Below are 26344 nucleotides of genomic sequence, written 5' to 3'. Positions count from 1 at the left end.
AAATAGCTGCTTCATAGGTATTAATCCTATCAAGCAGCTATTTGTTTAATAATCAAGCAGAAAATTCAAAAAATATGGAAGCTGACGGCGCCACCAGCACCAATCATGAGCAACATCATAGCCCCAATAATCAAACCATGCATGAACACCCATTTTCTCAAACAGGTACTGCATCTGATGGGTACTTTTCACCATGTCATGTTCCCAGTCACCCTGGCCGCAGCATAATACAATGCGTGATTGATTATATTTTTCAATATAAGGATGATTCGCCGGCAGATTCTTTAGATAATCAAGCGGTGAATTGCGGTATACCAGCTCGTCCATGTATCCCTTAAAGAAATATCCGGCATCATAAATACCGCTTAAAGCCAGACAGATGTTGAAGATATCGGGCCGGCGCAGGAAGAAATTGACGCAATGAGCTGCTCCCATGCTGTTGCCGGTCGTCATCAGACCTTGAGCATAATAACCTTGATCATTTTTGTTGATTTCAAAAATTCTCGGTACTAATTCTTCAATAATATAGTTATAATAGCGTTCATGCAGTTCAATGCGGTGTCTGGCATCGCCATATTCATCAGACCATGTTTCTTTATCGATGCTGTCAACACAGAAAAACTGAATCTTACCCGCATCGATATACTCCTTCGCTGCCTCAATCATGCCATTGTTTTCATAATCAAAGAAGCGCCCATCCTGAGATGGAAAAACCAGGCATGGCTTGCCGCCGTGTCCGTACACCTTAAACTCCATCTCACGGTTTAAATGCCGGCTGTATTCTTTATAATAAGCTGTTTTCATATTGCTGAATCTCCTTATTCCTGAACATATTTAATAAATTCCTGTACCTGTGCCATTGTTTTAAAGCGGGCGGTCACCATTTGATTACCCATAGCTGAAGCGAGGATATCCGGCATCCGCTCTTCCATTACAATCTGCGCCAGATACCGGCTCTTGATCTCCGCAAGCGTATGCTTGTATTTTTTTTCATCAAAGCGGCTTGCATAGACACAATAAAATTTATGCGCGCTCTCACCTCGGCGGTTTTCATCATAGACAATCATATCCGCATAAATCTGATAGGCATCACAGAGATTGGCGAAGTCGATCATATCCGGTGTATAACCGCCGGCTGGCCGCATATTGACTTCCAGAGCCGCCCAATCGCCGGCTTTGCCGATACCCTCATGATCCTTGTTTAATTTAAAGAACTCAAAATGCACAAACCGGCTTCTCACCTGAAAGGCCTTCACGGATCGGCGGCCAAGATCAAGCAGCTCAACAGGAACTTCCTTCATTGTATAATATGACATATTCTCATGATCGTTGACAATATCCATGATCGGTGTTGGAAAACAATGCGCTGTTTCAAAAATCGGCCGCTGGTGACTGTCGATAATAGCATCATAAGAATAAATCGTACCGTCAATAAATTCCTCCATGAAATAACTGACCACTGGCTTTTGAAGATAGAAAGACTTCAGTTCTTCATCATTGGTGATTTTATATGTAGCACTGGCACCGACACCATTATCCGGTTTGACGATTAAAGGATAACCAATCTTGCGGACAAAAGGAAGATCATGCTGGTAATCGCTGACCAGCTGACCTCTGGCACATGGTATTCCTGCTTTTTGATAGCATTTCTTCATTCCTGATTTCAGTTTAAAGCCTGCCAGCTGACGTTTTTGAAAACCACTGGTAATATTAAAATCCGTCCGCAGCATGGCATCTTGTTCCAGCCAGTATTCATTGTTTGATTCCAGCCAGTCAATCCGCCCGTATTTATGGATGAAATAAGCCACTGCCCGCATCATATCATCGTAATTTTTCATGTCCTTAACATAATAATACTCAGTCAGACTTTGCTTTAATTCATCCATCAGCTGATCGTAGGCAACATCACCGATACCCAAAACAGTGACTCCGTTTTGCTTCAACCGGTCACAGAAATTCCAATAGCTTTTTGGAAACATCGGTGAAATAGCAATGTAGTTCATAAGCATCCCCCTTTATGATTAAGATTATTTTACCATAATTTTATTCGTGGTGTGAAAAAGTTTCTTGTATTTATGAATAATTTACATTATAATGTGAAACAACAGAAAGAAGGTATTATTATGTCAGTAGAAAATGTCAGAGCTTATTTGAAAAAATTTAATAAGGATCAGGATATTATTGAGCTGGACGCGTCAACGGCCACGGTAGAGTTAGCGGCTGAGGCGTTGGGAACTCAGCCTGCCAGGATTGCTAAAACCTTATCGTTTAAGGTTCATGACAGCTGTCTTCTTGTGGTCTGCGCCGGTGATATGAAAATTGACAACAGCCTCTTTAAACAGGAATTTGGAGTTAAAGCAAGTATGCTGAAAGGGGAAGAGGTCGAGGCGCTGAGCGGTCATGCAATTGGCGGCGTCTGCCCGTTTGCGGTAGCTGAAGGCGTGTTGGTATGCTGTGACACATCGCTGCTTGCCTATGACTTTGTTTATCCAGCCTGCGGCAGCTCGCATTCCTGCATTAAGCTGACGCCTGAAGAATTATTCACCTATGCGGCGGCTGATCGCTGGGTTACAGTGTGCAAACCTAGAAACTAAAATACCGTCAGCTAAAAGCAGGCGGCATTTTTCTTATAAATTATTTATTCAAAATCAAAGCCATGAAGATCAGCGGTTCATCGGTTGGATTTTCTAAACCATGCCGGTTATTAGCATCACAGAACACCAAATCACCCGGCTTAACCGGATAGGTCAAATCATTATCCGTATAAATGCCGCTGCCTGATAAGATATAATAGCTTTCCGTATCATCAATATGCTCATGAACGCCGATACTGCTGTGCGGATCAATCGTCACCTGGGCATACATCTTGGCTTTGCCATCCAATTGCTTATCATTCATCAGCCGTTCAATCTGAATAGTTCCAATACCGCCGGCTCTTTTTTCATAAATTTCTATTTTACGCTGGTTCATTTGATCACCTCACAGCTATTATAAAATAAAAATCTGTGAAAGCAACTGGTAAAGTGCTAAAATAAAAGACAGAAGGGAGTAGGACAATGGAAAATTTATTCAATGATCAATTTAAAGAACTGCTTCAGGCATATCGCGCTAAGATGCGGCATCTGCTGAAGAAAAATGGATTATATGCCGGTCAGGATGCGATTCTCTTTGTTTTGCTCTCACAGTCTGGTTTGACTCAGCAGGAGCTGGCTGAAACGTTAGCTCTCAGTAAATCAACCATTGGCACCTCATTAAAACGGATGGAGAAAATGGGTCTGGTAGAACGCCGGGCTTACGCCAAAGACAGCCGCTGTAAGTGTATTTTTATTACTGAAAGCGGAAAAAAACTGGCAGATTCATGCCAGCAGGAATTAATGGGCTTTCACCGTTATATTTTCTCAGCATTTACTGAATCAGAAATTCAGCAAATTAATCTTATCCTTGAACAATTATGCGGACGGATCGAAGAATATCATCTTTAGATCAGTCCGTATTTTTTAAAGCTCTTATAAATGGCATCCTGATCCACACGTTCGCAGACATCATCGGCAATCTGCTTGATGCTTTCACGGCCATTGCCCATCGCAATGCCTACCTTGGCATGCAGAATCATTTCTTCATCATTTAATGAGTCACCATAGGCAAACGTATCAGCCAAATCAAGCCCATAATGTTCTAAAATGACATCCATACCGCTGGCTTTTGAGATTCCCAGTTTGATCATTTCACCATTGATTAAACCCATTCGTTTTTCGCCATGGACTAAAATCTTAAAATAAGGTGATAAAACCTTTTCCATTTTCTCAATCGCAGCCATATCTGGGGCAAAGAACGTGCATTTATTGATCGGATCATGATCAGGATTTAATTCAGTAATCGAAGAGAAGTTCATCGTGCTGATCGCGAAGCGCGCCATCTCCGAATTCATTCCCTCGCGTTCTTTAAACATAGTCAGAAAACGCTGGTGAGCAAGCTCATCCTGAAAAGTCTTATGTTCTCCCTCCATGGAGTAGCCAATACCTAATTGATTCAATGTATCTAATACCAGTCTGACAATTTCCGGCTCAAGCTGTGTATAAAATAATTTTTGATCATTCACCTCAACATGACAGCCGGCAGCATAGATGGCACCATCAAAGCCAAGATCATGAACATCATGACTGACTGAGGATTTAACGCGGCCGGTGCAGATGATGCATTTATGACCGTTCTCCCGTGCTATCGCAATCGCTTCTTTTGTGGATTCCGGTATACCATGCAGTACATCATGGTCAATCAGTGTTCCATCGATATCCAGAAATATGATTTTCTTCATGCTTACCTCCCTTTTTAAAAAATCGAAACCATTATATCACGAAATCTGATAAAAGTCTGATATAATAGTGGAAAAGAGGGTCTGACAATGAATGAAAAGAATCTAAAAGCATGGACATATTTCCTGAAATTTCAAGGTGAAACACCTGCTGATACAACAAAAACAGTAAGCTGTAAGCAGCCGGTAAAAGATGAACAAGCATGGCTTGAGCTGCGCGGCCGATTATTAAAGGGTGAAGCGCTGCCTTTGGATGCATCAATGAATGCAGCCTATCTGATGCTGCTGGATCATCAAGAGCAGCCATCGCTGATTTTAAAAGCTGAGGCGGATGGTTTTTATGTGGAAAGCGATATTGAGGCTTATGTGCCGGAAGCGGATATGCCTAAACTGATTGAAAAGGGCAGACAATTTATGAAAGCAAACATGGTTCATGAATTTGCCAGTGATCAAATGATGAAGCTGCCGCAGCCGCCTTTATGCAAAGGTGCTGTTAAACCGCTGATACCGTTAAGCAAGGCGTTTTCAGAGCTTCCAATCAAGCAGGATTTCCTATCCATTATCAATGAACGGAAGAGTCATCGAGTATTTGCCAACGCGCCGATCAGCCTTTTAGAGCTTAGCTATCTGCTTTGGTGCACACAGGGCGTAAAGGAAGTAATCGGCAATGGTTATGCGACAAAAAGAACGGTGCCGTGCGGCGGTGCCCGTCATGAGTTTGAAACCTATCTGTCAGTAATGAATGTGGAAGGTCTGCCTTGCGGTGTTTACCATTATCTGCCGATGGAGCATGCCTTAGAGTGTATCAGAGAAGAAAATGATCTGCGCGCTAAGACTAGAACTTTGCTTTGTGATCAGGCATTTGCCGGCAAGAGTGCCGTTACCTTTATGTGGAGCTGTGTCTGTTATCGGGCTGAGTGGCGTTACAGCATCGATGCTCACCGCATAATTCTTCAGGATATCGGGCATGTCGGTGAGAATCTTTACCTGGCATGCACATCAATTGACCTTGGCACTTGCGGTGTCGGCGCTTATCTGCAGAAGGAATGTGACGCGTTCTGTGAGCTTGACGGTGAAGAAGAATTTATCGTATATACAGCGCCGGTAGGGAGGGTTTCATGATTTCCGTATGTACACTCAACCCAGCATTGAATTATACAATGCGCTGTGAAGGCCTGCGCCTTTATGAATTAAATCAAAGCAGTGGTGAAGTCATGATGTGCGATGACGCGGGTGTCAATCTCTGTCAGATTTTTAAAGAGCTGCACAGTCCGGCAATCCTTAAGGGATTTGTAGCTGGCTTTACTGGAGAAGAATTGATTTCACATGTGAAAAATTTAGGTCTTGAGGAAGAATTTATACATTTAAAAGAAGGCCTGAGCCGGGTGAATATAACGCTGCGCGGCATTAAAAACACTTTGATTTCAGCTCAGGGGCCGATGATATCATCGGATGAAATTAAAGAATTATTTGATCAGTTTATTCTTTTAAAAGAAAGTGATACGCTGATTCTAAGCGGTGATGTACCGCCGTCATTGCCTGAGAATTTCTATCAGACAATTCTTGGTGTAGTATCGGCGAATCATGTGCGCTGCTGTGTGGATACAGGCAATGCTCAATTATCGAAGGTACTTGATTATCAGCCATTTCTTGTCAAGGTAAGTGAAAATCAGCTGGAGGAATTTTTCCAAACCAGAATTTATACATTAAATGAACTGATTGAGCATGCCCGTAAGCTGAAAGCGATGGGTGCTTTGAATGTATTAGTATCAAGAGGAAAATTAGGAGCCGTATTGATCGATGAGCAGGATCAGGCATTGAATTGTCTGCCGGCAATTGAAGAGGTTGTCAGTTTGAATGGCTGTGAGGATGCGCTGCTGGCTGGCTTTTTAGCTGCTTATCTGGATACCGGCAATTACAAATCAGCGCTGAAAATCGGTGTGGCAGCCTATGAGGCGAGCGCTAAAGTTTTAGGCTTGGCCGATTATGCGGCAATTAAAGCCAGCTATGAACAATTCTTATAGTTGTTTTCTGTCTGAAAAAGCAGTACAATCATAGGACTGACTTTGGAGGAACGAAGATGAATGATGAAAAGAAAATTCAGGCATTAACTGAACAGATGGACTTGATCCGCATGGCGATTGAAGCGGCTTATGAGACGAGTGATAAGCAGACAACGCGTGTGGATTATCTATATGCTGAACTGGCTCAACATGCTGATTATCAGCGGCTGGCTAAGGAACATACGGCCCTGATGGTACAGCAGTTTAAGGAAAAGAGGAACTTGAATGTTTAAACATCCTTTATGGGAAAAATTAAAGCCGCGGATCGTGCTGTCTACATATATCTTAGTGCTGCTTACGGCACTGCTTAATTTTAAGACGGTCAGTGAGCATCTGCTGTGGGTGATATCACTCTTTAATCCGTTGCTTTATGGGATTGCGATAGCCTATGTGCTGAATCAGCCGATGAAGCATATTGAAAAATTTCTGAGATCACATATGAATCCGAAGGGCTGTCTTATAAAGCATGTCCGCGGTATTTCAATGGTGCTGACCTTGCTTCTGGCGGCTGTATTGCTGACGCTGATTTTTATGATTGTGATTCCGCGCATCTTTGCTTCTGTGGGTACTTTGGTTAATAATGTAACGGTGCTGGTACGCGGTTTAGTGAATAATATGAATGATATTCTTGCATATTTTAATGTTGATCTGAATCTGATTGATTTGAAACAGGTAGAAACCTTCCTGAATATGCCATGGAATGAAATTGTGAATAATGCCATCAGCATTGCCCAAAAATGGCTGAGCAGTTCAGCTTCCGGCATCGTATCGACAACGGTGGCATTCGGCAATACCTTTGCGACTTGGTTTGCGGGATTTATGTTCTCTCTGTATCTTTTAGCAAGCAAAGAAACGCTGATCCGTCAGATGAAAAAGGTACTGGTTGTAATTTTTAAAGAAAAGGGTGCGAAGCGCTGTGTCGTTATCGGCCGCAAGGCAAATGAAATCTTTTCTGGTTTTATCGGCGGTCAGCTGATGGAAGCTTGTATTTTAGGTATTTTGTATTACATAGGCATGACGCTGTTTAAAATGCCGTTTGCGGAATTAATCAGTTCAATTATTGCGATTGCCTCTTTGGTGCCGGTCTTTGGCGCGATGTTTGGCATGATTATCGGCGCTATCCTTATTTTTACAATCAACCCGCTTCAGGCTCTGGTATTTATCGTTTTCTATCAGGTGCTTCAGGAAATTGAAAATAATTTAATTTATCCGCGGGTTGTCGGCAGCTCAGTAGGATTGCCGGGACTTTGGACGCTGTTATCCATTTTTGTTTTTGGCGGCTTGTTTGGTGTGTTTGGTATGCTGACAGCGGTACCGACAACCGCGCTGATTTATAATCTGTTTGTGGAGTATGTCAATAACCGGCTTGAATCGATGGCGATTACTGTTGATGAGGAAATTCATCACTCAGCAGAAAATGCCTGAGAAATGCTTGAAAATAGAGGACTTAGCTTGTTTTGTATGAACAGCCATGGTAGAATTAAATGTACGAAAAAATGACTTAATAAAGGAGAATGATATCAATGAGTAAAATGTTATTTACTTCAGAATCTGTTACTGAAGGACATCCTGATAAAATATGCGACCAAATCTCTGACGCGGTGCTTGATGCGATAGTTGCTCAAGATCCAAATGCCCGTGTTGCGTGCGAAACTTGCTGTACGACAGGGATGGTTATGGTTATGGGAGAAATTTCCACAAAGTGTTATGTAGACATTCCTAAAATTGCCCGTGAAGTGATTTTGGATATTGGCTATGACCGTGCAAAATACGGTTTTGACGGTACAACGTGTTCAGTGCTGACGGCGATTGATGAGCAGAGCGGCGATATCGCAATGGGTGTTGATAATGCACTTGAAAGCCGTGAAGGCAGTGAAGCAGCGGAAACCGGTGCCGGTGATCAGGGAATGATGTTTGGCTATGCCTGTGATGAAACCGAGGAATTGATGCCGATGCCGATCTCATTGGCTCATAAGCTGGCTAAGCAATTGACAAAGGTACGCAAGGACGGCACTTTAAGCTATCTGCGTCCGGATGGCAAGACACAGGTTACCGTGGAATATGAAGATGATCACGCTGTGCGTGTTGATACGATCGTAATTTCAACTCAGCATGCCGATGATGTGACATTGGATACGATTCGTAAGGATCTGATTGAGCATGTAATTAAAGAAATTATTCCATCTGCATTAATGGATGAAAATACGAAGATTTTTGTGAACCCTACCGGCCGTTTTGTTATCGGCGGTCCGCAGGGTGACAGCGGCTTAACCGGCCGTAAGATCATCGTTGATACATATGGCGGTATGGCTCGTCACGGCGGCGGCGCATTCTCAGGCAAGGATGCGACAAAGGTTGACCGTTCAGCGGCTTATGCGGCCCGTTATGTCGCTAAAAATATCGTAGCGGCTAAGCTGGCTAAGAAATGTGAAATTGAATTAGCTTACGCGATTGGTATCGCGCATCCGGTTTCAATCATGGTTGATACATTTGGTACCGGCAAGGTATCTGATGAGCGTCTGGCTGAGATTGTGGATCAAGTCTTTGATCTGCGTCCCAGCGCAATCATTGAAACCCTTGATTTAAGAAAACCGATTTATCGTCAATTGGCGGCTTATGGTCATATGGGACGCATTGATCTGAATGTGAAGTGGGAGCAGTGCGACAAGGTTGATGCCTTGCTGGCAGCTTTAAACGAAGCTTAAAAATTGGACAGCGCAGGCTGTCCTTTTAGTTGGGAGAAAACATGAAAAGTAGTAAGGTCGAATTGATACAGCGCGGATATGCCGATGAAGAAATGATTCAAGCGGCTAAGCTGAAAACAGAAGCAGAACTGATTAAGGACTTAAATTCAAAGCTGGCATGGGAGCGCACAGCGGCAGTCTATGCACTGAAACAGCCGGATCGCTTTGCTTCACTCTATATTGAATTGCTGAGCAAAGAGAAAAAGCTTTATACACGGCTGGCATGTTCAGAAGTATTGGCGGCAGGCGGTGAAGAATGCGCGCGCAGACTGAGTGAATGGTTAGGCATGATCGGACATAACCAGCATCAATGCATCGGTTTGACATCAAAGAAAAAATCATATCCGCTGCCTAGAGATTTGATTGCCAGAATCATGGCGAAAATGGATGGCAGAATTTTGCCCGTGTTGTTTACTCAAGCGATATTCAGTGATGAAAAAAAGCTGAGTGAAGCGTTGGATGCGATAGGCTTTATGGTGTTCTATCACCCTGCTTTGGCAACTGAACAGCAGCTGCATCAAATACTCAGACTGTTTAATGTGTGTGAAAATGAAGTGATTCATTGGAAAGCGGTGACAGCCTTAAGCGCTTATCCAACCCCTGCTGCCTGCCGTTTCTTAGAAGTCTTATCCAGTACGGGCAATCCGCGACTGCAGCCGGAAATTCAAAGATCGCTGAACCTGCTTTACGATAAGTGTGATGATTGATTTCTGCGGCTTTAAGTTCAAAAATAGAAAGCTTTCATGTATAATGAAGACGGAAATGGCAGAGGTGAATTTATGGATTTAAATGAATTAGCAAAAACGGCAACCTTTGCCGGTGTTATCTTATTAGAAAACGGCGCTGAGACATACCGGGTTGAAGAAACGATGAGCAGAATCTGTGAACAGTATGGCGCCAGTGTTGTTGATGCGTTTGCAACCCCTACGATACTTATTGTATCTTTCTCTTATCATGATCAGCTGGTGCATAATATTAAAAGAATTCATTCACGCAGTGTTGATCTGCATAAGATTCATCAAATCAATGATTTATCACGCAATATTCGTGCGAACGCGCTGAGTGTTGAAGAATTGACAATGCGGCTGCGCGGTATCCGCAATGAAAAGCGTTATCCTTTTTTGGTAACTTTATGCTTTTCAGGCATCTGCACCTTTGGCTTTGCATTCTTTTTCCATGGCTCAATCCACGATGCAATCGCCGCTTTTTTAATTGGGCTGCTGATTAAGCTGTCGGTAAATTTAGCTGAACAGATTAAGCTAAACAGCTTTTTTGTGAATGCACTGGGCGGCGCGGTGGCGGCATTATCAGCCATGATACTGACTCACTTAGGACTGGCGGATCATCTGGATATTGTGATTATCTCATCGATTATGCTTTTGGTGCCTGGACTTGCGATTACCAACGCAATTCGGGATACCGTTTCAGGAGATTTGCTTTCAGGGCTTTCAAGAACAGTGGAAGCCTTTCTTGTGGCGGTAGCGATTGCCATCGGCAGCGGTACGATTTTCATGCTGCTGGGAGGTTTTTAAGATGCTGATGTCAGGTTTTTCTGCCTTTTTGGCCTCTTTGGGCTTTGGCGTAATTTTTAATGTCAAGGGCAGACATCTGTTAGTGGCAGCCCTTTGCGGCGGTATCGGCGGCTTTACTTATGCTCTGGCTTTAACATTTAATATTTCGGAAACAATTTCACTAATGATCGGCTCCATCTGTTTGAGTCTTGCGTCAGAATTGGCGGCGCGGCGGATGAAGAGTCCGGTGACAACTTTTCTGGTCTGTGCCTTGATTCCGCTTGTTCCCGGCGGCGGTATGTATAATACGATGATTGAAATGGTTAAGGGTGATGTTTATCAGGCACTTGTAACCTGTGCGCAGACGATCATTGACGCGGGATCAATTGCGATTGGCTGCACGCTGGTAGCATCCTTAATGCGGCTTGTATTTAAAGCGAAAGTGCGAAAGGAGACATGGCTGTGAAGAAAGTAGAATTGTTGGCACCCGCCGGCAGCATGGAAGCCCTGATCGCGGCTGTGCAGAATGGCGCAGACGCGGTTTATCTGGGCGGCGCTCATTTTGGCGCGCGTGCTTCCGCGGTTAATTTTAATCATGAACAGATGCGGGAGGCAATAAGCTATGCACATCTGTATGGCGTAAAGGTATATGTGACGGTCAATACATTGATTCGCGATGAAGAGCTGGACGCTTGTCTTGACTATATCGGCACTTTGTATGAAGCTGGCGCGGACGCACTGATTATTCAGGATCTCGGTTTGATGAATTGTGTCAGACACCGTTATCCTGACTTTGAACTGCATGCGTCGACGCAGATGCATATTCATAACCGCGACGGCTTAAAAATGCTGAAAAAATGGGGAATTAAACGCGGTGTTCTGGCTCGTGAAACACCTCTTGAGTTAATTAAAGAATTATCGGATGAAGGCATTGATCTGGAGGTTTTCGTTTACGGTGCTTATTGTGTGAGTTACAGCGGTCAGTGCCTGATGAGCAGTTCTATCGGTCATCGCAGCGGCAACCGCGGTGAATGTGCCCAGTCATGCCGTCTGCCGTATAAACTGATTCGTGAGACAAATGGCAGTCAGTCAGTGGTGGAAACCCAAGGAAAATACCTGCTTTCCCCTAAAGATCTCAACACGTTGAGTATTGTTGATGAGCTGATCGAAGCCGGTATTGATTCCTTTAAAATCGAGGGCAGGATGAAACGGCCTGAATATGTGGGCTTAGTAACAGCCATGTATCGTGAGGCAATTGATGCCTATTATGCGAAAAAAGTCGTTCATGTCGATGACGCTAAGCTTGAAGCGATGCAGAAGCTGTTTAACCGCGGCTTTACCTTAGGTCATCTTAAGCATAAGCTCGGCAATGAATTAATGAGTACGATCAGACCCAATCATGTCGGTATAGAAATTGGTCAGATCGTGGCAGTAAATAAAGATAAAATCAGTGTTAAGCTGCATCATGAATTGAATCAGGGTGATGGCATCCGCATTCTATGTGAAAATGAGGATGTTGGCTATGTTGTAAACTATCTGTATAAAGACAGGCTGCTTGTAAATCATGCCGATGCGGGAGATGTTGTCGAATTGAAACGCATGGGCGGTGAGAGAATCAAGGCACCGGTACTGAAAACCAGTGATGTGCGCCAGCTTAATGAACTTGGAAAACAAAATCAAGACGGCCACCGTAAGGTAAAGCTGCATGGTAAAATCATTTTGCGTGAGCATGAACCGGTAATTTTACAAGTGTGGGATGATCAATATAAGACAGAAATTCTCAGCGATCAATTAGTAGAAAGGGCGGTTAAAACACCGCTTGATGAAGAACGCATCAAAACACAGCTGATGAAAACCGGCAATACACCTTTTAGCTTTATCGATATCAGTGTTGAATTGGAAAAAGGGATGACCTTCCCTATATCGGCGCTGAATGAAATGCGTCGGCAGGTTTTGTCATCGCATGCCCAAAAACGTCAAGCCATCTGTTTGCGAATACCAAACCCACAGCCGATGCCGCGTATACAAAATGAAGCAGAACCACTATCACTCATTGTTTCTTGTATGAATGAGGAGCAGGTAAACAGTGCCTATGCGTGTGGGGTTGAAAAGGTAACGGTATCTGAACGTGAACTCTATAACCGCTTGAAAGTGACCTATCCTGATTTAATATTCAGCTATCCGCGGATTATGAAGCACCATTATGACATCCCCGGCATTATTCAGGAGGTCGGCGGTTTAAATCATGAAAGCATCATGGCTGGCAGCGGCTTAAACTGTTTCAATGCGCAAAGCGCGGCTTTCCTCTTTGCGTCAGGTGTCAGGACGGTGCAGCTCTCTTTGGAATGCTCCCTTGCGCAATGCGCCGCGTTGATTGAAGCTTATCGCCGATATCATGAAGGCGGTAACTTTGCCGCGTTGATTTATGGCACCTATGAGAATATGCTGATGGAAGCATGCCCGGTAAATATGGCACTCTTGGATGGTCAAAAGCAAAGCTGCCGCTTATGTAAGGGGAACGATCGCTATTATCTGCAGGATCAAAAGGGCCAGCATTATCCGCTGCGTGGTGATGAGGATTGTATCATGCATCTATATCACAGTGAAAAAAGAGATTGGCGGCCGCAGCTTAAGGAGTGTCAGCAGGCAGGAATCAATACTTTATTAGTTAAATTCACGTTTGAAAAGGCTGATGAAGTGAAACGTATTTTAAATGAAATAAGGAGGGATTTGCAATGATCAAGCTCATTGTCAGTGATCTGGACGGTACGCTGCTTCAGGAAAATCATCTGATGAATCAGGAAACTATAGATGAAATAAAAAAACAGATGGCGAGGGGCGTCGACTTTATGGTGGCAACCGGCCGTGATTATCCTGGTGTTACACCAATCTTTGAAAATACCGGCATTGATCCTGAGCTGATTTTGCTGAATGGCGCTCAGTATCGGGATCATGGCGGTGTGATTAAGGATAACATTCGCTTAAGCGCGTCACAGATTAAAGCGGTGGGTGAAATCTTTGACCGCTTTCATGTAGTATGGAATGTTTACACTGCGGATGGCATCGCATCCTTATTTAATGAGGAAGAAAATCTGGATGCTTTTATGGAAACCGCCTGGCTTGATGGTTTCTGCACACCGGATATAAGCAAAGAAACCTATCGGGATTTTTATGTGGGCTTAAAGGTCTATTCAACGATTGATGAATTGCTGGCTCATGAACCGGATATTTTGAAAATGGAAGTTCATGATGGAGATCGTGAAAAAATCCATCAGCTTCAGGAAGCGTTAATGCAGGTAGAAGATATTGCTATCGCAATTTCCAAACCGATTAACATTGAGGTGACGCATGCCGATGCGCAAAAAGGCATTATGCTGATGAAAGTCATTGAAAAGCAGGGATTATGCAGCGATGAAGTTATGGTTATCGGTGATTCAGCCAATGATCTTTCAATGCTGACGCGTTTTAAATATTCCTTTGCGGTAGCCAACGGTGCCCAAGCAGCTATTGAAGCAGCTAATTATCTTACGGCAGATAATACTGATTTAGGTGTAGTGAAAGCAATCCGTCAGCTGTGCAAGGATTAAATTGATGGAATAAAATGATATTTTCAGTTGAAGTTAAATGTGTAAATTCCAAAAAAAGCGATGAAATCAAGGGTATCTAATTTTATGAAAATTCAGCGAATATTTTCATTCATCAAAGTGCCTGAAAACGCTTGCAATAATTCTGATTTGCGATACAATAAAAGTACCAAAGAAGAGAGGGAGTGATGGTCATGAATCGAAGCGGAAGAGTTGTTGTTTTTGTGAAGGTTCATGCTGGAGCTCGCAGTGAGAATGCTTTTGTGTGGTTTTAAGACGGACGTGTGCGAATGCGTTCGTTTTTTTTACACAGAATCTCTTTTCTTGAACTGTTTAGACTGCTAAACAGGTTAAATTCGGACAATCTTGCTTCAGGCAGGAAATGATTCATAAAGGAGGAAATAATCATGGATCAATTCAATGAGGTGTTCTGGAACAGTGCAGCAAATGGAGATTTTACAGCTATCTGTGCAGAAATTAAAAAAGGTGTTAATGTAAATTATCAAAATGGTGAGGGAAGAACAGCATTAATGCGCAGTGCGAAGCGCGATTATAAGGATATTGTGCGGGTTTTGATTGACAATGGAGCTGATGTGAATATCAGAGATAATAATGGTAAGACAGCAATTATGGGTGCTGCGAAAAAAGGCAATAAGACAATTGTAAAGAAATTGATTGAAGCTGGTGCTGACATCAACGCGCAGGACAATAAAGGCCGCAGCGCACTGCATCGTGCCGCTTTCCAGGGCATGGATCGTGTGATTGAAGAATTATTAAAGAACGGCGTAGAAGTAAACGTTCAGGATGCTGAGGGCAGAACACCTTTAATGGAAGCTTGTCTGGCATTTAAATTTGATGTTATTAAACAGCTGGTGGAAGCCGGCGCTGATGTAAATACTGCGGATCATCTTGGCTGCACAGCATTGATGAGAGCCGCTTACGGCGGTTATGTTGATCTGGTTAGCTATCTGCTGGATCATGGCGCTGATAAAGAGGCTGTGGATAAAGAAGGTAATAAAGCAGTTCATTATGTACGTGAACATTGTCTGGCTGAGCTTAAGCCAATTTTGAAATAGGAGGATCTGCAGATGCGAGATTATTTAGCACATGAGGTAAGAAATGTTACTGTCCTTGGGCACAGCGGTGCCGGTAAAACAGGAGTTCTTGAAGCGATGCTTTATTTCACAAAGGCCAGTGACCGTTTTGGTAAAACCAGCGAGGGAAGCTCTCTGATCGACTATGATCCAGAAGAAATCAAACGCGGTATTACGGTTTATTCAACAATCGTGCCAATTGAATGGCGGGATACCAAAATCAATTTCATCGATACACCGGGTTATCTGGATTTCATCGGTGAAGCGGAAAGCGGCTTGGCAGCCGGCGACAATGCGTTAATCGTCGTGGGTGCTAAAGAAGGCGTGCAAAGCGGTACGCAGACAGCGTGGGAAGCCGCTCAGTCCAGAAAGCTGCCGACCATTTTCTTTATCAATAAATTAGATGAAGAACATGCTTCATTTAAGAAAACGTATGAAGGATTGCGTGAAGCTTTCGGTAAGACAGTAATTCCATTTGAAGTACCTATTGTTGAAAATGGTGAGGTTGTTGGTTCAATCAATATTCTGCGTGATAAAGCATGGTATTTTAAAGGTGAAAAAGCAAACCGTGATAAAGCGTGTGACGTACCTGATGATATGAAGGATGAGGTTGCGGAATATAAGAATCAGATTGCTGAAGCGATTGCTATGGGCGATGATGAATTAATGGAAAAATACTTCTCAGGTGAAGAATTCAGTGAAGCTGAATTAACCCGCGGTGTGCGCATTGGTGTTCGCAGCGGTGAAATTCGTCCGGTATTCTCTGGTTCCGCGATCAATATGACCGGTATCGAACGTCTGATGGATCTGATCGTTAAATATTTCCCAACTTATGGTGAAAATGGTACTGTGACTGTAACGGATATTGAAAAAGAAGAACCAGTTGAACTGCAGACAACAGAAAATGAAAAATTCACGGGTCTTGTATTTAAGACGATTGTTGACCCATTTGTTGGCCGCATCAGTTTTATCAAGGTTAAGAGCGGTACATTGAGCGCTGATTCCAATGTCTATAATCCTAAGAAGGATAAGATGGAAAAAATCGCGCAGATTTATATTATAAAGGGTAAGCATCAGACAGCGGTCGGCAAGCTGTTTACCGGTGATATTGGTGCGGTGACAAAGCTAGGTTATACGCAGACCAATGATACACTGTGTGATAAGGGCTGTCATTATGCCGTTGATCCAATTAAATTTACTGAACCGATGCTGGGTGTTGCGGTATGGCCAAAGTCAAAGAATGATGATGACAAGCTGAGCAACGCGCTGGCTAGAATGGTTGAGGAAGATCAGACATGCCGTTTAGTAAATAATAAAGAAACAAAGGAAAATGTATTCTATGGTGTCGGTGATCAGCATATCGATGTGCTGGTTTCTAAGATGCGCGCTAAATACAAGGTTGAGGTTAATCTGACTGTGCCTAAGGTTCCATATCGTGAAACCATTAAGAAAACCGTAGTTGGTGAAGGCCGTCATAAGAAACAATCCGGCGGTCATGGACAATTTGGCCATGTATTTGTGGAGTTTTCACCAAATCCGGATACTGAAGAAATGGTATTCGAAGAAAAGGTATTCGGCGGTGCCGTACCTCGTCAGTATTTCCCAGCGGTTGAAACCGGTTTGCGTGAATGCATGAATAAAGGTTATTTGGCAGGCTTTAAGGTTGTTAATCTGAAAGCTACACTGCTGGATGGTAAATATCATGATGTCGATTCAAGTGAAATGGCCTTTAAATTGGCGGCTCATTTAGCTTATAAGGATGCAATGCCAAAAGCAAACGCAATTCTGCTTGAACCAATCGTAACGGCTACAGTTGTGGTGCCTGATGAATATACAGGTACGATCATCGGTGATTTCAATAAACGCCGTGGTACGATTATGGGTATGGATATGGAAAATGATCATCAAAAGATTACGGCTGAAGTACCTTTAGCTGAAATGATGAAATATCCGACTGATCTTCGTTCTATGACTCAGGGCCGTGGTGTTTATACTCAGAAGTTTGAGCGCTATGAACCAGTACCGGCAAATATCGCGGAAAAGGTAATTGCCAATACGAAGAAGGAAGAAGAGGAAGAATAGAATAATTAGAAAACCGTGGTTTCATATGAGCCACGGTTTTAATTGCCAATAAGCGTTGAAAGCCTGACTATCTATTTCATATCACGTTTATCTGAGTGCTTTTGTGATATAATAACGATATGCGAGTTAAGATGAAAGCATCAGATAATATATAATCGCCGAGCTTAAATATATGTTTCAATAAAGGAGCTGATTTTATGAGTAATTATGACCCACCCTTCCATATTACAGAAAAAATGATGAATTTGGTTTCAGAAATCAGTGAACAGATTGGGCGTATCAACGTGCTTTCTCACGGAACTTTGAATCCTCACTTAAGAAAAGAGAATCGTATCAGAACCATTCACTCTTCATTAGCAATTGAACACAATTCATTGTCTTTGAAACAGATGACAGCGATTCTTGATGGTAAGCGGGTGCTTGGTGATCCAAACGAAATAAGAGAAGTAACAAATGCATTTGAAGCTTATGAAATGATGCTCACATTAAATCCATTATCTATTAAGGATTTATTAAAAGCACATGAGACAATGATGAAAGGATTAATAAAAGAAAATGGCGTTTTTCGACATGGCGGCGTCGGTGTATTTGATGGCGAGAAATTAATTCATATGGCACCTCCGGCTAAATTTGTACCCGATCAAATAAATGACTTACTTAATTGGTATTCAACTTCTCAGCTTCAGCCTTTGATTCGCAGTGCGGTCTTCCATTATGAATTTGAATTTATTCATCCATTTGCAGATGGCAATGGACGAATGGGAAGAATGTGGCATAGCCTTCTGCTTGGTCAGTGGAAAGAAATCTTTTATTGGCTGCCAATAGAGGACTTAATTAGATTAAGACAAGCAGAATATTATGACGCGTTGGGTAAAGCTGACAGAGATGCAGACAGTGCTGTATTTGTTGAATTGATGTTAGAAATTATATTAGATACTGTAAAAGAAATAGTAGTTGTGGGTGAAGATGAAAATAATAGTGGCGCAATTAACGAATCAGTTCAAAAATTGCTTAATGTGATGGGAAATGAGTCACTTCCTTTGATAGAAATAATGCGAAGATTAAACTTGTCACATAAACCGACATTTAGAAAGAATTACCTTTTGCCTGCTCTGAATTTACAGCTAATAGAAATGACAATACCTGATAAACCAAATAGCCGAAACCAAAAATATCGCAAAAGAACTTGATCGCTCACCGATCAAGATAGCGACCAAGTCAGCGATCAAGATAGGGTTCAGTATATGTATCAATTATACCATTAAAAGAGGATGTGACATTGAGTGAAATGTTCGCATCCTCTTTACTATGTATTACTTATAATCGATAATCGTATCAACAAATTCATCTAAGAAATATACCGCAGGAAACTAATCATTGCCATAATAAAGGATGCCCCGTCATTTGAGCATCCAATTAATGTTTGATTAATAGAATATTCAGGCGCTGCTAATTATGAATGGCACTTATCAGACAGCACTTCGTTTTTCACGTGCTTTTTTATTCAGCGAAATGAGTGAGAAAACAGCTGAAAAAATAATGATTCCCACCGAAATTAAAAATGTTTGGTTATAGCCTGACTCGATGGATGGCGCGATATCCATTAACGCGCCAAAACCAGCTGAGGCAAAAAGTATACCGAAATCCATCATAAAATAAAAAGTAGCATTGGCGGTAGCACCGCGTTCAGCAGGAGAATCCACGATTGCTATAGCATTTAAAGTAGGCGAGACGATTGCCATCCCTATGCCGTAGCAAGCGCCGGCAGCTAAGAAAGCAATATAAGAGGTCTTAGCAGTAAAAGCTAATAAGAGCAAGGCAGTAATCATTGCTAAATGCCCTGGAATAATCATAATTAAGGCGCCATATCGATCAGCAACTTTGGCGGTTAATAAACGAACTGCCAGCATTGCGACGGCCGCAACTGTATAAAAAAATGAAATCTGTGTGGAATTTAATAGTAAAACCTCTTGTGCATAAACGGTTAGGAAAACAAGAATACATGCATAACCGCCAAAGAATATCGTGTTAATAAGGGAAGCAATAATTGCTTTTTTCTCAATCAGCTTCCATATACCTTTATACTCTGCCGGTGTCTTATCCGCCATTGTATTCACTTTATCAGCTTCAATTACTGGTGATTTCTGCTTTTTTTCATAATTCATAAACCAAGCGAATACAACGCCGAGGGCATAGGTAATTGAGCAGACAAGAAACATTGTGGAATAGCCGCCCATATCAACAAGTGCCAGCCCAAGCATAGGTCCAAAGGCGAATGATATGGTATTACCGAGATTAAACATTCCCATGCCTTCATTCATTTGATCACGGGCCACAATATCTGAAACGACAGAAGCCATGGCAACCGTAACGATGCCTTTTGCCACACCCTGCAATACACGCACACCTAAAGCCACGCCTGGCAGCGGGATTAAAGCCATTGCTATGGTAGGTACTGCAAACAGCAGACAGCCATATATAATTGAAATCCTTCGGCCTTTGATATCGGCAATCCTGCCGCCGAAGAATGCCATAAGAATGGAACCAAAATTAAAGAAAGATGTCAGCTGACCGCCTAAAGATTTAGAATTCCAAGCGATATTTGCATAAGAAGCAAGGTTACTGTCAAGCATCCGCATGCATATATTCGTCGCTAAAGCTGCTAAGCATACTAAAATAAAGTCCTTTGTCCAAATAGATTTTTTATTCATAATCAACAACCTCCTTGATCATAAGCGTGTATTCATTACCCATATAAGCTGAATATCGATAAATGAAATACATAATAAATATGAATAAAGAAAGGCTGAATTTTTGAATTCAGCACTTTGCATTAATCATAAAACGATTTTATTACTCTTCTTCATTGACTACACTTCTGCCGACACATGTAACATCCGTAGCCTTGATTACAAATGAAGCGATGATAACAGTTACAGCAACAGCTAGATATGAAGTTGTATATCCAAACTTATCAGCAATTAATGATACAAGAATAATACCTGTAGAAGAAATAATACGTGTGATTACCGATATAACTGCCCAGGCATTATTAAAGTCATAGCGTCCGAATTTTGAGCCGGTAACAGACATCGTCAAGTTATTGCCGCCTGACATAGCTCCCATAAAACAGCCGCCGCCGACAGCCAGAGCAATCGCGTTGCTGCCGAATAGACCGGCAATGACTGCCCCAAAACATAACAGACCAGCGATAAAGAAGGTTGCGTTTTTTACACCGAATTTATCATCTAAATAGCCAGCAAACCAGGAGAAGAATAAACCGACAGGGAACATTACCGTAAGCAGCATGATAGGGTATTGAATGTCATGGCCCCATGTAACCGCGGCGGTTACAAATTGCGCAATAATTCCTGATGCACCCATCATTAATACACCCCAGCCAATTGCAATCTTCCATGTTTCTGAGTAATGAAGAACCTTTGAAGCATCCCACGGACTTGTCCGTTTAAGTTCTTCACCGCGTTCCCAGATTTGATGAGCCTTCTCTTTGGTCATCGATTGATCATTATCAGGGAATGCGCCAGCTTCTTCTGGATTATTTTTAACGAAAAAGAAGGTAACGATGATTGTCAGAACCGCAATGCCAATGAAGAACCAGCTGATATTTTCAAAACCAATAGTATTAATCATGGCCTGCTGCATAATTGAAACAGATGCCGCTGAAATAGGAATACCAAATGTAGCCCAACCCATGTATAATCCCTTTTTAGTAGGGAACCAATTGGCACCCAGCAAGCCTGTACCAACCATGGAAAAGCCGACAACTGCCATGCATCCCAAAGTCATGGCAATACCGTAAACGATAAGACTGTCAGCATGATAAATGAAATAGGTAGCGAAAATGAATATTACCAAAGAGGATATAATTGCAGATTTTGCACCTTTGGCATTTGCTAATTTTGTGAAAAGCGGGATACTCACTAAAGTCAGCCAGCCGCCTGCTGTGGCAAATATCGTTAATGATGACATACTGACACTAAATTTACCTACTAAATAATTATTAATAACATTAAGACCATCAGAAGTAACAGCTGTACTTAAATAAAAATATACAATACTGATTAAAATGATAAACCAACCTTTAGAACCAAAATTACTGGAACCAGCTTTAGGCTTTTTACCTGTTGTTTCAGACATTCGCTTTATCCTCCTTTTTAAAAGCATTATCTAAAATTAGACACCATTATTTATAAAATGTAACCCCTTACCTATAACGCAAGTAAAGTATATAATATCCGCAAATGTCCAACAATGGACTGAAAAACCAAAAGACTTGCTAAATAAAATACAAATTTGGATTTTTATACAATCATATTTCAAAAGCATCAAATTTATTTTTAAATTAAGTATGGCGGATGGCTTAAATCAAGTTTTAATACATAATAAGGAAGCTAATGGTATTAAATTATCAATTATCGGAATTGCCATAAGGCTAAAAGCAGCTCTAGATATTGTTTTGGACTTTAAACCAATAAAACATTAAATTATTATAAGGAAAAGACGGTATAAATCGATATTTATCCTTTAGTAAACCTATTTTTTGTTTTAGAAGTGAGAGTTTCAGTGTTTTATGGGCTTATTTGCAGTTGGATAGGGTGCTGACGGACTGGATTTTAAAATCAGGTGAATTATTGCCCTTTGGTCTTTTGCCTAAAATATGAAGCCTTATTTCGGCCTGTATTAAGATAGTGGAACATAGTTTGTCAATTTATAAAGGTCTATAATTTTGGTAAGGAGGTATATAAACCATGAATTCATTTAATCAGACAAATCCTAAAAAATTTGCTCGCAGCGTATCAATTATCGGTGTTGGCTGCACACCTTTTATGGAAACTTTAAACGATCCGGAAACAGAAGGATATACGGAAGGTGATTTATTCGGCTATGCCGCTTTATCCGCGATGGAGGATGCCGGCATTTCACCTAAGGATGTAGAATTTTATTTTCACGGCGAAGCTAGTCCGCTGAATGGCTCAAATTATTTGACGCCTAATATGCAGGTGGCAGAATGGTTCGGTATGCGGGGTAAAGCATCACTTCATCACTCTGAAGCATGCTGTACGGGATATCTTGCCCTGGATCAGGCAGTTCAGGCTGTCGCATCAGGTAAATATGACGTTGTGCTGTCTGGCTGTGTAGAGTTTGGCGATGCTTTGGCAACCGAGGGAAAACCTGCACATATTCGCCATAAATTCTCATTTGACGAATTTCAGCGTTCTACGCAATGGTTAGTTGATAATGCATATTCTCGTCATTTATTATCTAATTTAGGTCATGACAACAGTGCGGCATGGTATATGGAAAAGGCGGGTTTAACACCTAAACAGCTTGATGATGCCTTATGTATGCTGGCGGTAAATGCCCGGCATAATGCAATGAATAATCCTTTAGCGATCGATCATCAGTTATATGAAGATTTAGCTAAAGAAGCTGGTTATGAGAATGTATTGGATTATATGGAATCATCAAATAATCCACGGGTAGGCAATTATATGCGTATCTCAGGTTTGGAGCATAAATGTGATGGTGCGGCGGCAGTAGTTGTATGTGCGACGGATCTTGCGGAGAAAATCTCTAAAAAGAAACCGATTTTAGTTTTAGGGGTAGGTAATTCTGCATTAGAGGCTAGTAACCCATTCCTGGAAGTCTATGGTACTCAGGAAGCAGCCCGTCAAGTTTATAATGTGACAGGTGTTAAGCCTGATGAAATTGATTTAATGTATGTGAATGATTTTATTATTTCATCACAGTTGATTTCGGCTGAGATTGCCGGTTATATTCCTGAGGGTCAGGCATGGAAATATGTAATGGATGGACGAACTAATATTGATGGCGATAAGCCGATTAATCCTAATGGCGGACGTACAGCCTTTGGTCATGCTCATGCGGCTTCCGGTCTTGCTGATGTGTATGATGCCGTGAAGCAGATGCGCGGTGAAGCCGTTAACCCAATTAAAAAACTGCCGAAAACAACATTCTTAAGAGGTTTCGGCGGCGGTCAAAATCTTTGTAATATCATCTTGAGAACTAAGGATTAGGAAAGGCGGTAAAGTTAAAATGGCTGTTAAATTAGAAAGAATTGTTAAGAAATACTATGATTTTTTAGAAGAAGGAAAAATCATGGGGCGTGTTTGTCCGCAATGCAAAGCAGTAGAATGGCCGCCGGTTTATGCATGTAATGCCTGCGGCAATATGGAGACTGAATGGCAGGAAATTGATGGTGAAGCAGAAATGTTTTTACTGATTACTCCTTCTGTTATGAGTTTGAAGCCGGAGCTGAAAGATCTTGAACCGTATGCGTATGCATCGGTGCGGCTAAAAGAAGGGCCGGAAAGAAATGTGATGGTACGCGGTATCACAAAGGCAAATGAAGCAGAAATACGTGCTAATATGCCATATCCGGTTCATGCGGTTATCGTTCAGCGAGATGGCTATAAAACAGTTGTATTTGAATTAGGGCATAAAAATGAAACAGCGGCTGAAGTATGCTCAGCTATCGCTGCTGAAGAGAAGGCTGATGCAGTTATCTGTGATGAAACTTTAGAGAAACTTATTCCATTAGTAGCTAAAGCCTATCATAAAGATGCTGCTACTATTAATGCATCGACAGTATTTAATGATTTCAAGGCACCATCTGTTGTTTTTGTTGGTTTGACAGCACAGCTGGAGGATGAATTTGATGTGATGATTTCTATTACTGAAGCAGGTGCGGCAAAAACCGTCGGCGATTTAGCTGAACTGATTAAGAAACAAAAATAGATTTAATTCTAGTAATTCAGAATGAAGGAGCGAACCAGCTCCTTCTGTGACGAAAGGGAGGTTATTATGAATATACTGGATACAATTATGGAGAAGGCTAAAACAAATCCACAGCGGGTTGCTTTTCCAGAATGCTGCGAAGAAAAGATTTTACAGGCTGCCAGAGAATGCGCAGACAAAAAAATCTGTATTCCTTATTTGGTAGGAACTCCAAAAGATATTCAAAAAGCAGCCGAAGATTTTAATATTTCACTGGATGATATGGTTATTTATGATGCTTCAGACAGCGTAAAGGTCGAAGCTTTAATAGCCGCATACTGTTCTGGAAATACCATGTTTTCTGAGAAATCAATGCGACGCCGGGCTGAAAAAGATGCCATGTATACAGCATTGATGCTTCAGGCTGTCGGTGAAGCCGATGTTACATTTGCCGGTCTTACACATTCTACCGGCGAAGTAATTCTTGCCGGACAAATGGTGATTGGGCTAAAAGAAGGTGTAAATACGATATCAAGTGTAGGAATCTTTAATATTCCTTCCTATCAAGGCTCTAAGGGCAGTTTGCTTGGCTTTGGTGACAGTGCTGTTTGTGTTGATCCGGATAGTGAGCAGCTGGCGAGCATTGCTATTACAGCTTGTGATACCCTGCATACTTTGTTGGATTGGGAACCAAAATGCGCGTTATTATCTTATTCGACATGCGGATCAGGTACTGGGCCTTTTGTTGATAAGGTTACTGAAGCAGTAAGAATTGCAAATGAAAAGCGGCCAGATCTTGCCATTGATGGAGAATTCCAATTAGATTCTGCAATTAATCCAGCCATTGCCGCTAAAAAGGTTAAGCGGGAAAGCAAGGTTGCTGGTCAGGCTAATATCATAATTTGGCCGGATATCGATGTTGGTAATATTGGGGTAAAGCTGGTTCAGCAATTTGCTAATGCTGATGCTTACGGCCCGATGCTGCAGGGCTTTGCGAAAATCGTGTGTGATTGTTCAAGAGGTGCGCCGGTTTCTGAATTGGTGGGCAATATCGCGATGAGCTGCGTCAGAGCGCAAGGTGAAAAACATGAAAGATAAACGTATTTTCACAATAAATCCAGGTTCAACTTCAACGAAGATTGCATTATTTGAAGGAGATAAATGCCTGTTTTCAGAAAATGTGGCACATGATGCTGGTAAATTAAAGGAATTTAAGAATATCGTAGATCAATTTCCTTACCGTGAAGCAACGATTCTTGATATATTAAATAAAAATCAGATTGATTTAAGTATGGTCGATGCTTTTGTAGGACGCGGCGGCGGGCTGCTGGCTGTCGAGGGCGGCACATATATTGTGAATGATTTATTGCTGAAGCATGCGGCTGAAGGTGCTAACGGCATATCCCATCCTGCTCAATTAGGTTCATTATTAGCTGATAAGTTAGCTAAACAGTATGGCAGGCAGTGTTTTGTAGTAAACCCGCCGGATACTGATGAACTGCAAGATAAGGCCAGAATGACAGGGATAAAGGATGTATATCGCAATGTGCATCTGCATGCCTTAAATCTGAAAGAAACAGCAATCCGCCATAGTAATCAAATGGGCAAGCAATATGAAGAATCAAATTATATCGTCTGTCATTTAGGCGGCGGTGTTTCCGTATCTGCTCACTGTATGGGACGGATGATAGACGGCAATGATATTGTCGGCGGTGAAGGCCCGATGGCGCCGACACGCTGCGGTGCAGTTCCTGTTGTGGAAGTCTTGAAGTATATGAAAAAGCATCAGATTGAAGCTCAGGAAATGGAAAAATTAGCTATGAAAACCGGCGGTTTTGTTTCATGGCTGGGGACCTCTGATGCACGGGAGATTGAAGCGCGTATTGCACAGGGTGATAAGGCAGCCCAAATGGTATGGGAAACCTTTATCTATCAGGTAGAGAAATATATTGGCGCCATGGCTTGTGTGTTAAAGGGTAAAGCTGAAGGAATTCTGTTAAGCGGCGGGATGGTTCATTCAAAACATTTAGTTCAGCAAATTAGCGAAGACTGCAGCTGGATTGCGCCAGTGTATGCATATCCCGGTGAATTTGAAATGGAGGCCATGGCAGCGGGGGCTATCCGCATTTTGGATGGTTTAGAAATACCTAAGGAATATACAGGGATTCAGACTTGGCAGGGCTTTGATTTTTAAT

25 protein-coding genes are annotated in these 26344 nt (G+C 42.0%); 19 read left to right on the top strand and 6 right to left on the bottom strand.

Annotation, left to right across the window (positions count from 1 at the left end):
* Nucleotides 1-45: 45 nt before the first annotated feature.
* Nucleotides 46-804: an esterase family protein gene (locus DWZ33_RS04840; RefSeq protein ID WP_110370604.1), complete on the bottom strand. Its 759-nt coding sequence runs from the start codon at nt 802-804 to the stop codon at nt 46-48.
* Between the two features lie 14 nt (nt 805-818).
* Complete coding sequence (locus DWZ33_RS04835; RefSeq protein WP_118453983.1) at nt 819-2003, bottom strand: ATP-grasp domain-containing protein; 1185 nt, start codon at nt 2001-2003, stop codon at nt 819-821.
* A 120-nt stretch (nt 2004-2123) separates the two neighbouring features.
* Between DWZ33_RS04835 and DWZ33_RS04830 the strand changes: the two genes are divergently transcribed.
* On the top strand, nt 2124-2594 hold the full coding sequence (locus tag DWZ33_RS04830) for a YbaK/EbsC family protein (RefSeq protein ID WP_118453982.1): 471 nt from the start codon (nt 2124-2126) through the stop codon (nt 2592-2594).
* Nucleotides 2595-2634: 40 nt separating this feature from the next.
* Here the strand turns inward: DWZ33_RS04830 and DWZ33_RS04825 are convergent, their stop codons facing one another.
* Nucleotides 2635-2970: a cupin domain-containing protein gene (locus DWZ33_RS04825; RefSeq protein ID WP_022936942.1), complete on the bottom strand. Its 336-nt coding sequence runs from the start codon at nt 2968-2970 to the stop codon at nt 2635-2637.
* Between the two features lie 86 nt (nt 2971-3056).
* On the opposite strand from DWZ33_RS04825, the gene DWZ33_RS04820 reads away from it, so the two are divergent.
* Nucleotides 3057-3482, top strand: coding sequence for a MarR family winged helix-turn-helix transcriptional regulator (locus DWZ33_RS04820; protein ID WP_022936941.1), 426 nt, complete (start codon nt 3057-3059; stop codon nt 3480-3482).
* On the opposite strand, the gene DWZ33_RS04815 is transcribed toward DWZ33_RS04820, so the two are convergent.
* A complete protein-coding gene (locus DWZ33_RS04815; RefSeq protein WP_118453981.1) occupies nt 3479-4315 on the bottom strand; it encodes a Cof-type HAD-IIB family hydrolase in 837 nt (278 codons plus the stop codon). The two genes, DWZ33_RS04820 and DWZ33_RS04815, sit on opposite strands and share 4 nt — an antisense overlap.
* A gap of 87 nt (nt 4316-4402) precedes the next feature.
* Here DWZ33_RS04815 and DWZ33_RS04810 point away from each other — a divergent pair, with 87 nt between their 5' ends.
* The 13 genes from DWZ33_RS04810 to DWZ33_RS04750 all read left to right on the top strand — a co-directional run bounded on the left by DWZ33_RS04810 (nt 4403) and on the right by DWZ33_RS04750 (nt 18580).
* Entirely contained in the window at nt 4403-5434 is a 1032-nt protein-coding gene (locus DWZ33_RS04810; protein ID WP_244925850.1) for a SagB/ThcOx family dehydrogenase, read from the top strand.
* The gene (locus tag DWZ33_RS04805) at nt 5431-6336 is read left to right on the top strand and encodes a 1-phosphofructokinase family hexose kinase (protein WP_118453980.1); all 906 of its coding nucleotides are present in this window, start codon (nt 5431-5433) and stop codon (nt 6334-6336) included. Before DWZ33_RS04810 ends, DWZ33_RS04805 begins: the two co-directional genes overlap by 4 nt.
* A 56-nt stretch (nt 6337-6392) precedes the next feature.
* On the top strand, nt 6393-6608 hold the full coding sequence (locus DWZ33_RS04800; protein ID WP_022936937.1) for a hypothetical protein: 216 nt from the start codon (nt 6393-6395) through the stop codon (nt 6606-6608).
* Nucleotides 6601-7800 (top strand): AI-2E family transporter, encoded by a 1200-nt coding sequence (locus DWZ33_RS04795; RefSeq protein ID WP_118453979.1) that lies wholly within the window; start codon nt 6601-6603, stop codon nt 7798-7800. The genes DWZ33_RS04800 and DWZ33_RS04795 overlap by 8 nt, the downstream gene beginning before the upstream one ends.
* 98 nt (nt 7801-7898) lie before the next feature.
* On the top strand, nt 7899-9080 hold the full coding sequence (gene metK, locus DWZ33_RS04790) for a methionine adenosyltransferase (RefSeq protein WP_118453978.1): 1182 nt from the start codon (nt 7899-7901) through the stop codon (nt 9078-9080).
* 41 nt (nt 9081-9121) lie between these two features.
* A complete protein-coding gene (locus DWZ33_RS04785) occupies nt 9122-9826 on the top strand; it encodes a hypothetical protein (RefSeq protein WP_118453977.1) in 705 nt (234 codons plus the stop codon).
* Between the two features lie 72 nt (nt 9827-9898).
* Nucleotides 9899-10651 carry a threonine/serine exporter family protein gene (locus tag DWZ33_RS04780; RefSeq protein ID WP_118454425.1) on the top strand — a complete coding sequence of 251 codons (753 nt, stop codon included), beginning with the start codon at nt 9899-9901 and terminating at the stop codon, nt 10649-10651.
* Between the two features lies 1 nt (nt 10652).
* A complete protein-coding gene (locus DWZ33_RS04775; RefSeq protein ID WP_022936932.1) occupies nt 10653-11096 on the top strand; it encodes a threonine/serine exporter family protein in 444 nt (147 codons plus the stop codon).
* On the top strand, nt 11093-13369 hold the full coding sequence (locus tag DWZ33_RS04770; protein WP_182425528.1) for a peptidase U32 family protein: 2277 nt from the start codon (nt 11093-11095) through the stop codon (nt 13367-13369). The genes DWZ33_RS04775 and DWZ33_RS04770 overlap by 4 nt, the downstream gene beginning before the upstream one ends.
* The gene (locus DWZ33_RS04765; RefSeq protein ID WP_118453975.1) at nt 13366-14217 is read left to right on the top strand and encodes an HAD family hydrolase; all 852 of its coding nucleotides are present in this window, start codon (nt 13366-13368) and stop codon (nt 14215-14217) included. Before DWZ33_RS04770 ends, DWZ33_RS04765 begins: the two co-directional genes overlap by 4 nt.
* Nucleotides 14218-14621: 404 nt before the next feature.
* Nucleotides 14622-15290: an ankyrin repeat domain-containing protein gene (locus DWZ33_RS04760; protein ID WP_022936929.1), complete on the top strand. Its 669-nt coding sequence runs from the start codon at nt 14622-14624 to the stop codon at nt 15288-15290.
* Nucleotides 15291-15302: 12 nt separating this feature from the next.
* Nucleotides 15303-17390: an elongation factor G gene (gene fusA, locus DWZ33_RS04755; protein ID WP_022936928.1), complete on the top strand. Its 2088-nt coding sequence runs from the start codon at nt 15303-15305 to the stop codon at nt 17388-17390.
* Nucleotides 17391-17587: 197 nt separating this feature from the next.
* A complete protein-coding gene (locus DWZ33_RS04750; protein ID WP_118453974.1) occupies nt 17588-18580 on the top strand; it encodes a Fic family protein in 993 nt (330 codons plus the stop codon).
* A 279-nt stretch (nt 18581-18859) separates the two neighbouring features.
* Here DWZ33_RS04750 and DWZ33_RS04745 read toward each other — a convergent pair whose 3' ends face one another.
* Both DWZ33_RS04745 and DWZ33_RS04740 read right to left on the bottom strand, forming a co-directional pair.
* A complete protein-coding gene (locus tag DWZ33_RS04745; RefSeq protein ID WP_118453973.1) occupies nt 18860-20101 on the bottom strand; it encodes an MFS transporter in 1242 nt (413 codons plus the stop codon).
* Nucleotides 20102-20243: 142 nt separating this feature from the next.
* Nucleotides 20244-21548, bottom strand: coding sequence for an MFS transporter (locus DWZ33_RS04740; protein ID WP_022936925.1), 1305 nt, complete (start codon nt 21546-21548; stop codon nt 20244-20246).
* A gap of 611 nt (nt 21549-22159) precedes the next feature.
* Between DWZ33_RS04740 and DWZ33_RS04735 the strand changes: the two genes are divergently transcribed.
* The 4 genes from DWZ33_RS04735 (at nt 22160) to buk (ending at nt 26343) form a co-directional block, all read left to right on the top strand.
* Complete coding sequence (locus tag DWZ33_RS04735) at nt 22160-23449, top strand: thiolase family protein (protein ID WP_022936923.1); 1290 nt, start codon at nt 22160-22162, stop codon at nt 23447-23449.
* A 19-nt stretch (nt 23450-23468) separates the two neighbouring features.
* Nucleotides 23469-24170, top strand: a complete 702-nt coding sequence (locus tag DWZ33_RS04730; protein WP_118453972.1) for a phosphopantetheine-binding protein — start codon at nt 23469-23471, stop codon at nt 24168-24170.
* Nucleotides 24171-24236: 66 nt separating this feature from the next.
* Nucleotides 24237-25247, top strand: coding sequence for a phosphate acyltransferase (locus tag DWZ33_RS04725; protein ID WP_118453971.1), 1011 nt, complete (start codon nt 24237-24239; stop codon nt 25245-25247).
* Entirely contained in the window at nt 25237-26343 is a 1107-nt protein-coding gene (gene buk / locus DWZ33_RS04720) for a butyrate kinase (RefSeq protein ID WP_118453970.1), read from the top strand. Before DWZ33_RS04725 ends, buk begins: the two co-directional genes overlap by 11 nt.
* Nucleotide 26344 lies beyond the last annotated feature (1 nt).

It is taken from the genome of Dielma fastidiosa, assembly GCF_003475485.1.
Taxonomy (GTDB): Bacteria; Bacillota_I; Bacilli_A; order Erysipelotrichales; family Erysipelotrichaceae; genus Dielma; species Dielma fastidiosa.
Note: the sequence above shows the minus strand (reverse complement) of the source record. Positions and strands in the feature narration are given on the sequence as shown.

Bases quoted from the DNA above. Each gene is read 5' to 3' on its own strand.
- DWZ33_RS04840 (WP_110370604.1), bottom strand. From the start codon at position 804: ATGAAAACAGCTTATTATAAAGAATACAGCCGGCATTTAAACCGTGAG.
- DWZ33_RS04835 (WP_118453983.1), bottom strand. From the start codon at position 2,003: ATGAACTACATTGCTATTTCACCGATGTTTCCAAAAAGCTATTGGAAT.
- DWZ33_RS04830 (WP_118453982.1), top strand. From the start codon at position 2,124: ATGTCAGTAGAAAATGTCAGAGCTTATTTGAAAAAATTTAATAAGGAT.
- DWZ33_RS04825 (WP_022936942.1), bottom strand. From the start codon at position 2,970: ATGAACCAGCGTAAAATAGAAATTTATGAAAAAAGAGCCGGCGGTATT.
- DWZ33_RS04820 (WP_022936941.1), top strand. From the start codon at position 3,057: ATGGAAAATTTATTCAATGATCAATTTAAAGAACTGCTTCAGGCATAT.
- DWZ33_RS04815 (WP_118453981.1), bottom strand. From the start codon at position 4,315: ATGAAGAAAATCATATTTCTGGATATCGATGGAACACTGATTGACCAT.
- DWZ33_RS04810 (WP_244925850.1), top strand. From the start codon at position 4,403: ATGAATGAAAAGAATCTAAAAGCATGGACATATTTCCTGAAATTTCAA.
- DWZ33_RS04805 (WP_118453980.1), top strand. From the start codon at position 5,431: ATGATTTCCGTATGTACACTCAACCCAGCATTGAATTATACAATGCGC.
- DWZ33_RS04800 (WP_022936937.1), top strand. From the start codon at position 6,393: ATGAATGATGAAAAGAAAATTCAGGCATTAACTGAACAGATGGACTTG.
- DWZ33_RS04795 (WP_118453979.1), top strand. From the start codon at position 6,601: ATGTTTAAACATCCTTTATGGGAAAAATTAAAGCCGCGGATCGTGCTG.
- metK (WP_118453978.1), top strand. From the start codon at position 7,899: ATGAGTAAAATGTTATTTACTTCAGAATCTGTTACTGAAGGACATCCT.
- DWZ33_RS04785 (WP_118453977.1), top strand. From the start codon at position 9,122: ATGAAAAGTAGTAAGGTCGAATTGATACAGCGCGGATATGCCGATGAA.
- DWZ33_RS04780 (WP_118454425.1), top strand. From the start codon at position 9,899: ATGGATTTAAATGAATTAGCAAAAACGGCAACCTTTGCCGGTGTTATC.
- DWZ33_RS04775 (WP_022936932.1), top strand. From the start codon at position 10,653: ATGCTGATGTCAGGTTTTTCTGCCTTTTTGGCCTCTTTGGGCTTTGGC.
- DWZ33_RS04765 (WP_118453975.1), top strand. From the start codon at position 13,366: ATGATCAAGCTCATTGTCAGTGATCTGGACGGTACGCTGCTTCAGGAA.
- DWZ33_RS04760 (WP_022936929.1), top strand. From the start codon at position 14,622: ATGGATCAATTCAATGAGGTGTTCTGGAACAGTGCAGCAAATGGAGAT.
- fusA (WP_022936928.1), top strand. From the start codon at position 15,303: ATGCGAGATTATTTAGCACATGAGGTAAGAAATGTTACTGTCCTTGGG.
- DWZ33_RS04750 (WP_118453974.1), top strand. From the start codon at position 17,588: ATGAGTAATTATGACCCACCCTTCCATATTACAGAAAAAATGATGAAT.
- DWZ33_RS04745 (WP_118453973.1), bottom strand. From the start codon at position 20,101: ATGAATAAAAAATCTATTTGGACAAAGGACTTTATTTTAGTATGCTTA.
- DWZ33_RS04740 (WP_022936925.1), bottom strand. From the start codon at position 21,548: ATGTCTGAAACAACAGGTAAAAAGCCTAAAGCTGGTTCCAGTAATTTT.
- DWZ33_RS04735 (WP_022936923.1), top strand. From the start codon at position 22,160: ATGAATTCATTTAATCAGACAAATCCTAAAAAATTTGCTCGCAGCGTA.
- DWZ33_RS04730 (WP_118453972.1), top strand. From the start codon at position 23,469: ATGGCTGTTAAATTAGAAAGAATTGTTAAGAAATACTATGATTTTTTA.
- DWZ33_RS04725 (WP_118453971.1), top strand. From the start codon at position 24,237: ATGAATATACTGGATACAATTATGGAGAAGGCTAAAACAAATCCACAG.
- buk (WP_118453970.1), top strand. From the start codon at position 25,237: ATGAAAGATAAACGTATTTTCACAATAAATCCAGGTTCAACTTCAACG.